Genomic DNA, 15,018 nt, shown 5'->3' with positions numbered 1-15,018 from the left:
GGAGATACAGCGAACAGCACGACCGTCATTGCGAGGCACGAAGCAAACGGGCACGCCCAATAAATTATGAAGAATAAAGAGAAAAAAGCAGCGATTGGATTTATATTTTTAACCTTAGTGATAGACATTACAGGTTGGGGAATTATCATTCCGGTTATCCCGAAATTGATTCAGCAATTGATTCATGGTGATTTAAGTGAGGCTTCCAAAATAGGTGGTTGGTTGTTATTTGCTTATGCTTTTACACAGTTTTTATTATCGCCACTTATTGGAAATTTAAGTGATAAATACGGTCGTAGACCCATTATCTTGTTTTCCTTATTAGGATTTTCGTTAGATTATTTATTCTTAGCCTTCGCTCCTACTATCACTTTTTTATTTATCGGACGAATTATTGCTGGGATTACAGGCGCAAGTATTACAACAGCAACGGCTTATATTGCTGATATTAGCACACCTGAAAACCGTGCGAAAAATTTTGGAATGATTGGTGCTGCTTTCGGAATTGGATTTATTATTGGACCAGTTATTGGTGGTTTATTAGGTCATTTTGGCCCGAGAGTTCCATTTTATGCTGCAGCTATATTGTGTTTCATCAATTTCTTATATGGTTATTTCGTTTTACCCGAATCGTTACCAAAGAAAAACAGAAGAGAAATGGATTGGTCGAAAGTGAACCCAATTCGTGCAATTATGAATTTGAAAAAATATCCTAAAATTTTCGGATTGTTTATTTCAATTATGTTGGTATACATCGGTTCGCATGCCGTTCATAGTAATTGGAGTTATTTTACGATGTATCAATTTCATTGGACCGAAAAAATGGTTGGTATTTCATTAGGAATTATTGGTTTACTTGTCGGTATTGTACAAGGTGGATTGATTAGATGGATTAATCCGAAAATAGGAAATGAAAAAAGCATCATTTACGGATTGATTTTATATACCGTAGGAATGTTTTTATTTTCTGTTGCTTCAGAAAGTTGGATGATGTTTACCTTTTTAATTCCATATTGTTTAGGAGGAATTGCTGGTCCGGCGTTACAATCGGTAATTACAGAAAATGTTCCTGCAAATGAACAAGGAGAAATTCAAGGAACTTTAACGAGTATTATGAGTGCGACAGCTATTATTGGTCCGCCTTTAATGAGCAACGTATTTTACAATTTTACAAACAAAAAAGCATTGATTCATTTTGCTGGAGCGCCTTTTGTATTAGGAGGAGCTTTAATGTTGTTGAGTACAATTATTGCTTATTATTCGTTTAAAAAGCAACGATTAATTGCTATAGCAGATACAAATACTGATTCGGATAATCAATAATGGCTTTTCCTTGAAGTAAAACATCAGCACCGATTATTCCGTCGACTTCTTTGATACCAAAATTCGATAAGGCAGCATTTACAGTAGTTAAATCGAAAAGTATAAAAGAAAAATCTTTACGTTTCCAAGTAGACAATTGAATAGCATTTCCAGTAGAAGCTTTGGTAAACATATCATTGGAACTAGCACTTGCTGCAAAAGTAGATGAATGTTGAGTTTGCAAATTAAATTTTTCCACAGCTTCAAAGCCTAAGCAACTGTTAGAAGCACCCGTATCTAAAATAAACAAACCTTGCACAGCATTTACTTTTGCTTTAATAAGTAAATGCTGTGTTTTAAGGATTTTGAATTTTATTTTCTTGTATTTTTTATTTTCAAGAAAGGATTTTAGTTCGGTCATATCGACTTAATGGTTGTTTAATTGACAAACTTAGCTTCTAAACAAGCATTGATTGCATCCCATAATTTGATTCGCATTTCTAAAGCTTTAACGGCTACTTCTTCTACTTCATGCCATTTTTTATCGTCATTTTCACAAAGCTCATCAATCATTTTCATAGCCATTGGTCCGTGCTCATCGGCATCTAATTCGATGTGTCTTTCGAAATAATAAATCAACTTTGATAAATTTACACTTGGGAAATTATCTTGGAAGTTTCTTAATATTTCCGTGAACATATTCGGAATTAAATCTTCTCTTCCAAAAGTAAAAGCGGAAGCTATTTTATGCGGTTTTCCTTCTTCTACAATTGTAAAAGTATAGGTTAAAAAGTCTTTTACTTCATCAGGTAAATTTGACGCTTTAATTGAAACGAAAATATTTTTAGTTTTCTCTACATTTTCTAAAAACTCAAAAATATGATTTGTTGTAGCACCACATTCATTCATAGCGTCAATATACATTTCAAAATGACTTTGACGACTTCCATCAAAAGCAATGTCTGTTTCTTCAGCTACTACAATTTCGTTAATCAAATAACGAATTTCTGGATTTCCAACCGGTTTCCATGGAATAGAAACGGAAGTTAAATGGATTTGTAAACCTTTTAGCAAAGACATAAAATCCCAAACAGCAAAAATGTGATATTCTAAAAAAACATGTAAATCATCAATAGAAGTTACATTTTTATATAACGGATGGTTTAATAATTGTTGTTTTAAATCTTCAATAGTATGTTGTACAGTTTGAGTATTCATTATCATTCTTTTTTTAATAATTCTTTAATTACTTACGTAATTTTTTGGGTTTCAGATTTACAAAAATAAAAATGCTTCTCCAACTAGAGAAGCATTTTGTATAACTTTTATCTATTATGATATTATTTAAATGCAGCGAAACCTGTTACATCCATTCCTGTAATTAATAAATGGATATCATGCGTTCCTTCATAAGTAATTACAGATTCTAAGTTCATCATATGTCTCATGATTGAATATTCACCTGTAATACCCATTCCACCTAACATTTGACGCGCTTCACGAGCAATTTCAATTGCCATGTTTACGTTATTTCTTTTTGCCATAGAAATTTGTGCAGAAGTTGCTCTACCTTCATTTCTTAACACACCTAATCTCCAAGTTAATAATTGTGCTTTTGTGATTTCTGTAATCATTTCCGCTAATTTCTTTTGTTGTAATTGCGTAGCTCCAATTGGTTTGTCGAATTGAATACGTTCTTTAGAATATCTTAAAGCCGTATCGTAACAATCCATAGCTGCACCAATTGCTCCCCAAGCAATTCCGTAACGAGCAGAATCTAAACATCCTAGAGGTGCACCTAAACCAGATTTGTTTGGTAATAAGTTTTCTTTAGGAACTTTTACGTTATCAAAAATTAATTCACCTGTTGCAGAAGCACGTAACGACCATTTGTTATGAGTTTCTGGAGTTGAGAAACCTTCCATTCCTCTTTCTACGATTAAACCGTGAATTCTTCCTTCCTCGTTTTTAGCCCAAACTACAGCGATATCTGCGAATGGGGCATTAGAAATCCACATTTTAGCACCATTTAAAAGATAATGATCACCCATATCTTTAAAATTAGTTACCATTCCACCTGGGTTTGAACCGAAATCAGGTTCCGTTAAACCAAAACAACCAATCCATTCTCCGGTAGCTAATTTTGGTAAATATTTCATTCTTTGTTCTTCGTTTCCGTATTTCCAAATTGGATACATTACTAAAGAAGATTGTACTGATGAAGTTGAACGAACACCAGAATCACCTCTTTCAATTTCTTGCATGATTAAACCGTAAGAAATTTGATCTAAACCAGCACCACCATATTCTACAGGAATATATGGACCGAAACCACCAATTTCACCTAAACCTTTAACAATTTGCTTAGGAAATTCGGCACGTTGAGCATATTCTTCAATGATTGGAGAAACTTCTTTTTTTACCCATGCTCTTGCAGCATCACGTACTAATTTATGCTCTTCTGATAATAAATCGTCTAACAAGTAGTAATCAGGCGATTGAAATAAATCTGGTTTCATATAATTTTGTTATTGTTGTATTAATAATTGAATTTTAAAATAAATCCGAAAAGCGAATCTAATTAATTAAAAATCATTTTCCTTTTTGAATTGCAAAAGTAATTATTTTTTAACAAAATCGAATTGATTTGTTAGATTTTATTAAATAACAAACGTTAAAAAACATAATCTTTTGGGTTGTGTTTTACAAAAATAATGTAATGTTAAATTAATAATATACGAGTCAATAAAACACACTTTTTGTTAACCTCATACAAAAAAATAAATAGTATTGATTACGGAAAAGCCGTAATTGTCTTTAATTTTTAAAGCTTAATATTGCTTTAATTTCAATAGAAATCTAACAAAAAAGCTGCTTTTAATAAATTTCTACAACACAAAAAACAATCTTATTCTTCAAAACGGATGATAAGATTAAAAAAAAGCAATTTAGGCCATGGTTTATCTTTTAAAAAAGTACATTACCAAAACACAAACAGTTCAGCCTAAAAATTGGACCATTTGGTATAGTATTATTTCAACTATTATCATTTTACAATTTGTATTGTTTAATTGGATGAATATACAAATCAGTTTCCTTAACAATTATTGGTTTTTATTTTCAACTTTTTTAGTGACAACCTTTTGGATTTTTGTGAAACAAATTTTAGAAAAGAACAATAGCTATAAAAAAGAAATACAGGAATTAAACCATTTTAAAAGAAATTTTAATTTTTTTCAGTTTCATTGTAAAAGCTTAGAAGAATATGACGGTTTTGAATCACTAAAAGGAATACAATTTGGAAATAAAAACACAACAACTCAATTTACATTAATTATTAATCCAGAAAGTGAAACCTGTCGAAATGATTTTAAAGAAGCCTATGAATTGTATTTAAATCTTTCGGATAAAATTCAGATAAACATTCTTTTTAATACACATTCTAAAAATTCAAAAGCAAATTTTGCAGCAACAATTTTGGCTTTAAATGAACAGAATCCAGAAAGAGCTAAAAATGCATTAATTGATTGGTTCATTAATAATTTGAATACTGAAATTTGGTTACAAAAATGGCATGTGGAAACTCCGCATTTATTAAACAATAAAGAATTAGACAATCAACATTATTGGTGTACTAAAAATGAGTTTTATAACCAATCTGTAAAAATCATCAATGGAAATTTATTTCCTGAAGAATATGAAATAAACGATATAAAATATTTTATAAAAGATTTTCAAGAAGAATATGAATTGGAAAATACACTTCATGCTGTGTAACTATAAAAAAAAAGTAATCGCCTCGAAAAAGTAACATCTTCCACGAAAAAACACACGAAAAAATCCATTAAGTTGGCCTTCGTGGACTATAAATTGCCAACCGAAAACAGTAATTATATAAATTTATAATTGCTGTTTTTTTATGAAATAAAATAAACTTCAAATAAAATAAAATTTCTAAACATTCGTTAAATATCTTCAAAAAGGAATAAATAACTACAATAAAATGTATTTTTGCTCAAATTTTTAACATGAAAAACTGCATATTTTTACTTTTACTTATATTTTCTACTACAAATGCTCAAAATAAAATAAGTGAAGAAACGTTTCATAGTCTTCAAGATAAAATTAGAGTATTGAGTGCACAAAATATTGACAGTGCTTTCATTCTTACAAAAAAATTATACCAATCGGACAACTATATACACAGAGCTTTTTCAAAAGGCGCTCAAGGTTATCTATATCAATTAAATTACGATAGTATTAATTCTAAAAAATGTTTTAAAGAATCTTTACTATTAATAAATCAAGCTCCAAAGAGTATTGAACGAACTAAAAACATGGCTTATTTATACAATTATGGAGGATTGTCTGATTGGAAAAGAAAAAATTATAAAGAAGCGTTAATAAAATATCAAACTGGAGAAAAATATTCAGCTGAAGTGAATGACATCATTCAATTGGTAAAATTCAATATTAATACCGCATTAATTAATGGTGAAATTGGAAACTATAGAACCGCGATTAAAAAAGGTCTAAATTCAGAACGTTTAATCGAAAAAAACAAATCACTTTACACTATTGAACAATTTAATTTAAATAAAAGCACAGTTTATTTAAATGTGGGCAGTTTCTATGAATCGATGTTTGAAAATGAAAACAAAAAAAACAAGATGTATTTAGATTCTGCTTTTTATTATTATAAAAAAACCATCATGTTTTCATATGAAAACACTAAAAACAAAATTGCGGCAGAATTAAATTTAGCGAACATTTATTTATATAAAAATCAAATTAAAGAAACAGAGAAAGCCTATCAATCGGTTTTAACAGACGCAAAAGAAAACAATTTAAATCAAGAACAAAATATTGCAATATACAATTTAGGTCACTTCTATTTTACACAGAAAAAATATTCAAAAGCATTAGTTTATTTTCAAAAAACTGATTCAATATACCAAGCAAACCAGTCAAATATCACTGATTTTATATATTCGAATTATTATCAATCAAAAATATATGAAAGTTTTAATGATCAAGAAAACTCATTAAATCACGCTAATATCTATTTGGAATATTTTGAAAAAAATGAAGAAGACATGATTCATCAAATTCAAGATATTAATCAGGTACAAAATTCTAAAACTTTGAAAAAAGAAATGGAATTAATGAGAGAAAAATATTCAACTGCTGTTTTTTTTAAAAAATACTCCATTTATTTTTCTATCGGAATAATTGCATTATTAATTTACTTTTATATTAAAAGTAGAAAGAAAAATAAAAGTACGGAATTGAAATACAAATCCATTATCAATGAATATAATGAGAAATTAAATCAAGTAATTCCAATTGAAAAAACTAAAGAAGAAAAAAATTCTAATTTGAATTTAGATGAAGAAAAAGAAAATCTACTATTTGAAAAACTTCTAAAATTAGAAGAACAAAAAGTGTTTTTAAATCAGGATTTTACCTTACAATTTGCGGCCAAAAAAATAAAAACAAACACTACCTATTTATCTTACATTGTAAACAAACGATTTGGAAAAACGTTTAGTGAATATGCTAATGAACTAAAAATCAATTATGTTATTAATGAAATGATAACAAACAAATCGTATAGAAAATATTCTACTCAAGCCATAGCTGAAAGTGTAGGATATAAAAATGCCACTTCATTTACTAAGTTATTCACAAAAAAAACAGGACTAAGTCCTGTTAAATTTGCAGAAAAATTAAATTCAGATATGGATTCAAAAATTTCCATATCAAATTAATTATTTACCTAATGTTATAACTGTAGTTCCTGAAGTATTATCATTTCCAAGAGTTGCACCAGTAGTAGAAGATGAAGAACCTCCGCCAGATCTTGGACCTGTTCCATTATTTACAGGATCACCATTATCATCATAAATTGGATCTTCTATTAATTCATCACCAGGAACTGGAATTGTTCCACCATCTGCAATTCCACCATAAACATTTATTTTATGTTTAGCAGATAATTCATTTTCTTTAAAACTTTCTAAAGTTGATTTTAAGGTTTTCATAAGTATTTTTTATTGTTAACATTTCAAAATTACATTTTTATATCCTTCAAATTTGAATTCTAACTTCAGGGACAATCAATAATTTATATTTAACTGATTGTCATTAATTTACAATGTATTTTTCCTGTGATTATTTATAAATTGTGGGAGCTATAATTTACAAATTGTCGAAATTAAGGCTTTTTTTACCTCAAAAATCAATAAATCTTTGCGTCAGAAATGAACTAACGATTAAAAATTTATTGATGAAAAATTTAGTTAAAAAATATTTACTTCTTAATCGACATGAAGAAAAAACGGAAGAGTTTGAAGATTTATTTCAATCACATCCGAACTACCCAAGTGTGTTTGCAATAACCGATACGTTCAATTTACTTTCTATTGAAAATGTAGCATTAAAAATTCCAAAAGAACAAATTGAGGAACTTCCAAAAGAATTTTTAGCCATTTATAAATCGAAAATCGTTTTAGTTTATAAAAGCAAGGAAAGCATCAAACTTGAAAATGATCTTCTGGTTAAATCTGAAATTAGTTATTCTGAATTTTTAGAAAACTGGGAAGGAATCATCATTGCCATCGAACCTAACACTAATATTAAAATAACATCTAAAAACAACACATCATGGTTTTTATACAGTTTGCCAATTCTTGCGCTACTTACATTATCCATTTATTTCAATAAACATAATTTTTACAGTGTATTTACTTTAGCTATAAGTGTGATTGGAATCATAATTAGCTTTTTTATTCTTCAAGAAAAATTCGGAATTAATAACAGTATTACGGCTAAATTTTGCAATTCAAATTCTAATTTATCCTGTACATCAGTAATTAAATCGCAAAATAGCAACAATAATTACCTGATTAATTTTACCGATTTACCAATACTGTTTTTTGGAATTAGTTTTATTGCAAACGTACTACTTCCAAATGCTTCAAGTATCATTATAGGATTTGTAAGTGTAGTATCGTTACCTGTAATTCTATATTCTATTTGGATACAAAAATTTGAGTTGAAAAAATGGTGCGTATTATGTTTAGTTGTAAGTGTATTAATTATTACGCAAAGTATACTTTATTTTCTTTTTAATGATTTTGAAAGTATTTTAAAACAAAATTTTTCTGTTTTTCTAGTTACTACAATTTTCATTTCTTCGATTTGGCTATTTCTTAAACCCCAATTTGAAAAAAAATCAAAGCTAGAATCTGAAAACATTCATTTACATAAATTCAAAAGAAACTTTACAGTTTTTGAAATTTTATCAGAAGAAATAGAAGAATATGATGATTTTGAAAAGCTAAAAGGGATCACATTTGGTAACAAAAAAGCAATTACGCAATTAACATTAATACTAAGTCCAAGTTGCGGACATTGCCATAATGCATTTGAAGATGCTTATACTCTTATTCAAAAATTTCCAGAAAAAATATTCTTAACCATTCTTTTTAACATCAATGCTAATAATAACGACAACCCTTATAAAATAGTTGTAGAAAATCTATTAACTATAAATGAACAAAATCCAAAATTGGCTCAAGAAGCGTTAATCGATTGGCATATCAATAAACTTACATTAGAAAATTGGGTAAGAAAATGGAATACTGAAACACCACACATGTTAGTAAACCAACACATTCAAAATCAATATCATTGGTGTGTTAAAAATGAATTCAACTTTACACCCGTAAAAATAATAAACGATAAACTTTACCCATCGGGTTATGAAATACACGAATTACGATATTTTATAAATGATTTTCAACAGCTTAGTGATACTAACGAATCTTTAAAAGCTGTATAAAATATACTTGGCCAAGTGCAGTCAAAACTCTCAATTGACTTAAAATGTTTGAGAAAAAAAACAATCAAAATAATTATAAATCATGTTAAAAAACATTTTAAAATTAGATGGTACTCAACAATTGAGTACAAAAGAACAAAAAGCTATAAATGGTGGTATTAGAGCTGACCAATGTTTTGCGAATTTAGACCCTGCTACCTGTGCTTCTGTTGGAGGAGTATATAGAGGAGTAATTAACGGCGTTCACAAATGCTTAGTTACTAGAGTTCCTGAAGAAGAAGGATATCAATATATTGGTTGTAATTAATAAAAAGATTATGTTAAAAAACATATTAAAATTAGATGGGGTTAAAGAATTAACCAAAAAAGAACAAAAAAATGTAAAAGGTGAATTAGCTAATGTTCCAAAAATTGATTGTTGGTGTGATGGAAATTATGCTGGTACTTGTTGGTCTGTTAGTTGTTGTGTTACAACTTGTTCAATGTATTAATTAAATAAATCAATATCATGTTAAAAAACATTTTAAACGCAAACGGTGCTAAGACATTAACGTCTGCAGAGCAAAAAGCAATAAACGGAGGAAAAAAACTTTATAGAGGAACTTGTGAATTACCAGAAGGTGGTGCACCTATAGTTTGTCCAGAAGGAACAGTATGTGTTGATACTATCAACGGACCAGAATGCCTTCCAGAATTTAATGGTTAATTTAAAATAATAATATCATGTTAAAAAACATTTTAAACGTAAACGGAGCTCAAGAATTGAGCAAAAAAGAACAAAAAGAAATTAACGGAGGAATTCCAGCAGGTTGTACTTACCAAACTTGGTCGGGAACTAGTTTAACAAACTGTAAATCAACTAGACCAGGTGGTGGAAATTATTCTTATTCTAACGGTACATGTAAAGCATATTTTTGTACACCACCATTAGAATTATAATCAAACATTTAATTGGTTCAATAGAGAGGAAATTTGTTTCCTCTCTATTTTTAATTCCATAATAATTTAACTTTATTTGCAATAAATTTCGTACAGTTGAAAAAATTCCCAAATTACATACAAGCCGACAGTAAAGATTGTGGCCCAACTTGTTTAAAAATTGTTGGAAAACATTATGGTAAAACCATTAACATTCAACACTTAAGAGATTTAAGTGAAACAACTCGTGAAGGAAGTAATTTACTTTTTTTGTCGGATGCTGCTGAAAAAATTGGATTTCGAACATTAGGCGTAAAGCTAAATTTAGATCGCTTAAACGAAGCGCCTTTGCCTTGTATTTTACATTGGAATAAAGAGCATTATGTTGTTTTGTATGACATCAAAAAAGGCAACTATTTAATTTCTGATCCGGGTTACGGATTAATAGAATATTCTACAAACGATTTTATTAAATTTTGGATCGGAAATAATGCCGATAACCAAACGCAAGAAGGAATCGCTCTTTTATTAGAGCCAACCCCAACTTTTTATGATTTGGACATTGATCAATCCGACAAAGAAGGGTCTAAAAAAACATTAGGATTCGGATTATTATCAAGATATGTTTTAAAATACAAATCCTTTTTAATTCAATTAGTAGTAAATCTTCTGGCAGGAAGTATTTTACAATTAATTTTCCCATTTTTAACGCTAAGCCTTGTAGATGTTGGAATTCAAAACCACGACATGAGCTTTGTGTACATGATTTTATTCGCTCAATTATTCCTTTTTGCTGGTAGAATGGGCTTAGAATTAATTCGAGGCTGGATCATGCTTCATCTTTCCACAAGAATCAACATTTCATTAATTTCCGATTTCTTTATCAAGTTAATGAATTTACCTATATCTTTTTTCGATGTCCGAATGACGGGTGATATCATGCAACGTATTAACGACCATCATCGTATCGAAAAAATCCTGACAACATCATCCTTAAACGTTATTTTTTCTGTGTTTAATATGATTGTCATGGGTGGCGTTTTAGCCTATTATAATCTTCTGATTTTTTTCGTGTTTTTCTCAGGAAGTATTCTTTATTTCATTTGGATTACTTTGTTTTTAAAACGTAGAGAAGCCTTAGATTATAAACGTTTTTCGGAAGTTTCTCAAGAACAAAGCAAAGTAATTGAGTTAATCAACGGAATGCAAGAAATTAAACTTCACAACGCCGAAAAACAAAAACGTTGGGGCTGGGAATATGTACAAGCTCGATTGTTCCGAGTTTCTACTAAAGGTTTAATTTTAGAACAAACACAATCGGCTGGATCTCAAATCATCAATGAATTAAAGAATATCTTTATTTTGGTTTTATCAGCAAAATTAGTAATCGATGGAACCATAACGTTGGGAATGATGTTAGCCATTAGTTCTATTGTTGGAAGTTTAAACGGACCGATTACTCAACTTATTGGTTTTGTTAGAGAATTACAAGATGCTAAAATCTCTTTAGCTCGTTTATCGGAAATTCATGATAAAGAAGATGAAGTTCAGCAAGAAATACATCAAACCAATGATGTACCAGCAAACGAAGACATTACGATTAAAGATTTATCTTTTCGTTATTTAGGTTCAGATATTTCCGTTTTGGATAATTTAAACCTTACTATTCCAAGTAATAAAATTACTGCAATTGTAGGAACCAGTGGTAGCGGAAAAACAACTTTAATGAAATTATTATTAAAGTTTTACGAACCTCAAAATGGTGAAATTACAATTGGCAATGCACAATTGAAAAATATTTCTCAAAAAGCTTGGCGGAATAATATTGGTGCCGTGATGCAAGAAGGATTTATTTTTAACGATACGATTGCCAATAATATAGCTATTGGTGTGGATATTATCGATAAAGAACGTTTAGTTTACGCTGCTGATGTAGCGAATATTAAAGAATATGTTTCCAGTTTACCTTTAGGGTACAATACAAAAATTGGTTCAGAAGGAACTGGAATGAGTACCGGACAAAAACAACGTTTATTAATCGCAAGAGCGGTTTATAAAAACCCTGAAATGCTATTTTTCGATGAAGCAACTTCTGCATTAGATGCCAATAATGAAAAAGAAATTATGGAAAAATTAGACATTTTCTTCAAAGATAAAACGGTTGTAGTAATTGCGCATCGATTAAGTACCGTTATGAATGCCGACCAAATTGTAGTGTTGGAAAAAGGCAAAATTATTGAAATTGGAAATCACGATACCTTAGTAGCCAAAAAAGGAAATTATTTCAATTTAGTACGTAATCAATTGCAATTAGGAAATTAAAAAATACAAAATGACTAAAAATAGAAATTCAAACTCCCAGCTTCAAGCTTCAAACTCCCAGCTTCAAACTACCGACTTCCAGCTTCGAAGTGAAGAAGTACAAGACATACTTACTAAAGTTCCGAATTGGATGATTCGTTGGGGAACTTTTCTCATTTTTGGAATAATTATTTTATTGTTATTCATGTCGTGGTTCATTCGCTATCCCGATGTGGTAACCAGTGAAATTATTATTACAACTAACACACCACCTGAAAAATTAGTTGCTAAATTGAATGGTAAAATACAAGCTATTTTGATTGAAGACAAAGCCAATGTAAAAGCCAATACACCATTAGCGGTGATTGAAAATTCGGCAAATTACCAAGATGTTTTCCGATTAAAAAGTGTGGTTGAATCTATTAATTTGGATAAAAGTGAATTCCCATTTGAAAAATTTGCAACTGCCCAATTAGGAGAAATAGAAGCAAGTTTTGCGGTTTTTCAAAAAGAATATATTGCCAATCAATTACTAAAAGAATTGAAACCTTATAATGTTGAAACCAATGCGCAAGGCTATGAAAAAAAGCAATTAGCCGAACGATTACAATTATTAATGGGTCAGAAATCGATTACTGAAAACGAATTACAAATTCAAAAAAACGATTTAAACCGACAAGAAACTTTATTTAAAAAAGGTGTGATTTCGGCTCAAGAAATTGAAAAACAACGTTTGATTTATTTACAAGCAGAAAAAAATTATAAAAATTTATTGAGTTCTATTTCTCAAACAAAATCGTCTATAAACGATTTAAACAGAAACAATCAAACGACTCAAATTAATGAAAACAAAGAAAATACGAATTTAGAAACCAATGTGTTGCAATCGTTTTATCAATTGAAAAAAGTAATAAAAGATTGGGAATTAAACTATGTTTTTCGCGCATCTGAAGACGGCATTGTATCCTTTTTACAAATTTGGTCGGTGAACCAAAATATTACGGCAGGTGAAAATATGTTTGCGATTATTCCAACTCAACAAAACGGCTTAATTGGAAAACTAAAAGCCACTGCTCTAAACTCTGGAAAAATTAAAGAAAACCAACGTGTAAATATTCGCTTAGCCAATTATCCTGATAAAGAATTCGGAATTGTGAAAGGAAAAGTCAAACGAATTTCCTTAACACCAGACAAAGAAGGAAACTTATTAATGGATATTGCTTTACCGAATGGTTTAGAAACTTCGTATAACAAGAAAATCCAATTTCAGCAAGAAATGCGCGGTTCTGCAGATATAATTACGGAAGATTTGCGCTTAATTGAACGCATTTTTTATCAGTTTAGAAGTATGTATAAAGTGGAATAACAAAAGTTACATCTTCAAATAAAACTCTTTTGTCAATGCTATATATTCTCGAGTGTATTGATGACGTGCCGTTTCAATCACTAATTCATCAATAAGTGGCGTTTGTTCGATACGAGTAAACGCTAACAAACTTCTTTTAATTTCGGAAGTTGGCGTTCCTTTCACACGTGTCATTTTTAGTGGAAACAAAGCTCTTTCTGTACATAATGACACAAATCGTTCTTCTTCTTTAAATGGAATAATTACGGAGAAAATTCCATGATCGGAAAGGAAAAAATCGGCGGCTTCAACCAATTCTTCAAATGGCAAAGCATCTTCAAATCGGGCTAAATCGCGTTGTTCGTTATCCGATTTATAATCATCTGTATAAAAAGGCGGATTAGATACAATGACATCAAATAATTCTTCAACTTCATCTACAAATTCATCTAAACCAGCATGATAACAATACAAACGGTCACTCCAAGGTGAATTTTCAAAATTGTCTACACATTCTTCATAGGCATGTTCATCAATTTCAATCGCATCAATTTGTTCTGCATTGCTTCTTTGCGCTAACATTAACGCAATTAAACCCGTACCAGCACCAATATCGAGTATATTATATGGATTATTGATTAATGGTGTCCAAGCACCTAACAAAACACCGTCAGTGCCTACTTTCATAGCGCATTTATCTTGATTAATGGTAAATTGTTTGAAATTGAAAGTCATAAATTGATTACTGCTCACTGAGACTGAGACTGCAAACTATTCTAAGTATAAATCAACTAAACCAACTGGTGTATTTAGTACAAGTTCTTTTTGAGCACGATTGACTTCAATGATAAAATCGTCAATCATTGGAACTAAAATCTGTTTTTCGCCTTTAAAGATTTCGAAAAGAGGTTGTGCAGTATTTTCTAAAATAGAATGAACAGTTCCAATATCACCTAAACGTTTATCAATTACTTTAAAACCAATAACTTCGTGAAAATAGAATTTGTTCCCTTCTAATTTGGGTAACATAGAAAGTGGTAAATAAACTTCAGAACTTAATAAGTTCTCCGCTTCTACTTCATCATCAATATCTTCAAATTTAACTCTTAGAAATTTGTCTTTATGAATGGATGAAGATTCAATAAAAAATGGAACCAGGTTTCTGTTCATAAGAACAAAAACTGATTCCATATTTTGGTACATTTCAGGTTCGTCTGTATCTAAATAGATTAAAACTTCCCCTTTGAAACTAAATTTTTTAGCGATTTTGCCTAAATAGAAACATTCGTCTTTACGCATTATCGCA

General features: G+C 29.8%; 16 protein-coding genes. 10 read left to right on the top strand and 6 right to left on the bottom strand.

Features of this window, described 5'->3' with window-relative positions:
• The first annotated feature begins 66 nt into the window (after nucleotides 1-66).
• On the top strand, nucleotides 67-1,323 hold the full coding sequence (locus tag BMY86_RS11985; protein WP_091469768.1) for a TCR/Tet family MFS transporter: 1,257 nt from the start codon (nucleotides 67-69) through the stop codon (nucleotides 1,321-1,323).
• On the opposite strand, the gene BMY86_RS11980 is transcribed toward BMY86_RS11985, so the two are convergent.
• The 3 genes from BMY86_RS11980 to BMY86_RS11970 all read right to left on the bottom strand — a co-directional run bounded on the left by BMY86_RS11980 (nucleotide 1,286) and on the right by BMY86_RS11970 (nucleotide 3,821).
• Nucleotides 1,286-1,723 carry a retropepsin-like aspartic protease gene (locus BMY86_RS11980; RefSeq protein WP_091469765.1) on the bottom strand — a complete coding sequence of 146 codons (438 nt, stop codon included), beginning with the start codon at nucleotides 1,721-1,723 and terminating at the stop codon, nucleotides 1,286-1,288. The genes BMY86_RS11985 and BMY86_RS11980 overlap by 38 nt on opposite strands.
• A 17-nt stretch (nucleotides 1,724-1,740) precedes the next feature.
• Nucleotides 1,741-2,520, bottom strand: a complete 780-nt coding sequence (locus BMY86_RS11975) for a DUF3050 domain-containing protein (RefSeq protein ID WP_091469761.1) — start codon at nucleotides 2,518-2,520, stop codon at nucleotides 1,741-1,743.
• Between the two features lie 122 nt (nucleotides 2,521-2,642).
• Nucleotides 2,643-3,821, bottom strand: a complete 1,179-nt coding sequence (locus BMY86_RS11970; RefSeq protein ID WP_091469757.1) for an acyl-CoA dehydrogenase family protein — start codon at nucleotides 3,819-3,821, stop codon at nucleotides 2,643-2,645.
• A 436-nt stretch (nucleotides 3,822-4,257) separates the two neighbouring features.
• Between BMY86_RS11970 and BMY86_RS11965 the strand changes: the two genes are divergently transcribed.
• The gene (locus BMY86_RS11965) at nucleotides 4,258-5,079 is read left to right on the top strand and encodes a hypothetical protein (protein WP_091469754.1); all 822 of its coding nucleotides are present in this window, start codon (nucleotides 4,258-4,260) and stop codon (nucleotides 5,077-5,079) included.
• Between the two features lie 251 nt (nucleotides 5,080-5,330).
• The gene (locus BMY86_RS11960) at nucleotides 5,331-7,073 is read left to right on the top strand and encodes a helix-turn-helix domain-containing protein (protein ID WP_091469751.1); all 1,743 of its coding nucleotides are present in this window, start codon (nucleotides 5,331-5,333) and stop codon (nucleotides 7,071-7,073) included.
• On the opposite strand, the gene BMY86_RS11955 is transcribed toward BMY86_RS11960, so the two are convergent.
• Nucleotides 7,074-7,346: a hypothetical protein gene (locus BMY86_RS11955; RefSeq protein ID WP_091469747.1), complete on the bottom strand. Its 273-nt coding sequence runs from the start codon at nucleotides 7,344-7,346 to the stop codon at nucleotides 7,074-7,076.
• Nucleotides 7,347-7,591: 245 nt separating this feature from the next.
• On the opposite strand from BMY86_RS11955, the gene BMY86_RS11950 reads away from it, so the two are divergent.
• The 7 genes from BMY86_RS11950 to BMY86_RS11925 all read left to right on the top strand — a co-directional run bounded on the left by BMY86_RS11950 (nucleotide 7,592) and on the right by BMY86_RS11925 (nucleotide 13,733).
• Entirely contained in the window at nucleotides 7,592-9,148 is a 1,557-nt protein-coding gene (locus BMY86_RS11950) for a vitamin K epoxide reductase family protein (protein WP_091469744.1), read from the top strand.
• 82 nt (nucleotides 9,149-9,230) lie between these two features.
• Entirely contained in the window at nucleotides 9,231-9,455 is a 225-nt protein-coding gene (locus BMY86_RS11945) for a hypothetical protein (RefSeq protein ID WP_091469741.1), read from the top strand.
• Between the two features lie 10 nt (nucleotides 9,456-9,465).
• The gene (locus BMY86_RS13090) at nucleotides 9,466-9,639 is read left to right on the top strand and encodes a hypothetical protein (RefSeq protein ID WP_177177176.1); all 174 of its coding nucleotides are present in this window, start codon (nucleotides 9,466-9,468) and stop codon (nucleotides 9,637-9,639) included.
• A 17-nt stretch (nucleotides 9,640-9,656) separates the two neighbouring features.
• A complete protein-coding gene (locus tag BMY86_RS11940; protein ID WP_091469737.1) occupies nucleotides 9,657-9,854 on the top strand; it encodes a hypothetical protein in 198 nt (65 codons plus the stop codon).
• Nucleotides 9,855-9,871: 17 nt separating this feature from the next.
• Nucleotides 9,872-10,087 carry a hypothetical protein gene (locus tag BMY86_RS11935; RefSeq protein ID WP_091469734.1) on the top strand — a complete coding sequence of 72 codons (216 nt, stop codon included), beginning with the start codon at nucleotides 9,872-9,874 and terminating at the stop codon, nucleotides 10,085-10,087.
• A 96-nt stretch (nucleotides 10,088-10,183) separates the two neighbouring features.
• Entirely contained in the window at nucleotides 10,184-12,388 is a 2,205-nt protein-coding gene (locus BMY86_RS11930) for a peptidase domain-containing ABC transporter (protein WP_091469730.1), read from the top strand.
• 10 nt (nucleotides 12,389-12,398) lie between these two features.
• A complete protein-coding gene (locus tag BMY86_RS11925) occupies nucleotides 12,399-13,733 on the top strand; it encodes an HlyD family secretion protein (protein ID WP_091469727.1) in 1,335 nt (444 codons plus the stop codon).
• Nucleotides 13,734-13,739: 6 nt separating this feature from the next.
• On the opposite strand, the gene BMY86_RS11920 is transcribed toward BMY86_RS11925, so the two are convergent.
• Nucleotides 13,740-14,447 (bottom strand): tRNA1(Val) (adenine(37)-N6)-methyltransferase, encoded by a 708-nt coding sequence (locus BMY86_RS11920; RefSeq protein ID WP_245745663.1) that lies wholly within the window; start codon nucleotides 14,445-14,447, stop codon nucleotides 13,740-13,742.
• Nucleotides 14,448-14,483: 36 nt separating this feature from the next.
• Complete coding sequence (gene rimM, locus BMY86_RS11915; protein WP_091469723.1) at nucleotides 14,484-15,011, bottom strand: ribosome maturation factor RimM; 528 nt, start codon at nucleotides 15,009-15,011, stop codon at nucleotides 14,484-14,486.
• Nucleotides 15,012-15,018 lie beyond the last annotated feature (7 nt).

It is taken from the genome of Flavobacterium urocaniciphilum (genome assembly GCF_900110615.1).
Classification (GTDB): Bacteria; Bacteroidota; Bacteroidia; order Flavobacteriales; family Flavobacteriaceae; genus Flavobacterium; species Flavobacterium urocaniciphilum.
Note: the sequence above shows the minus strand (reverse complement) of the source record. Positions and strands in the feature narration are given on the sequence as shown.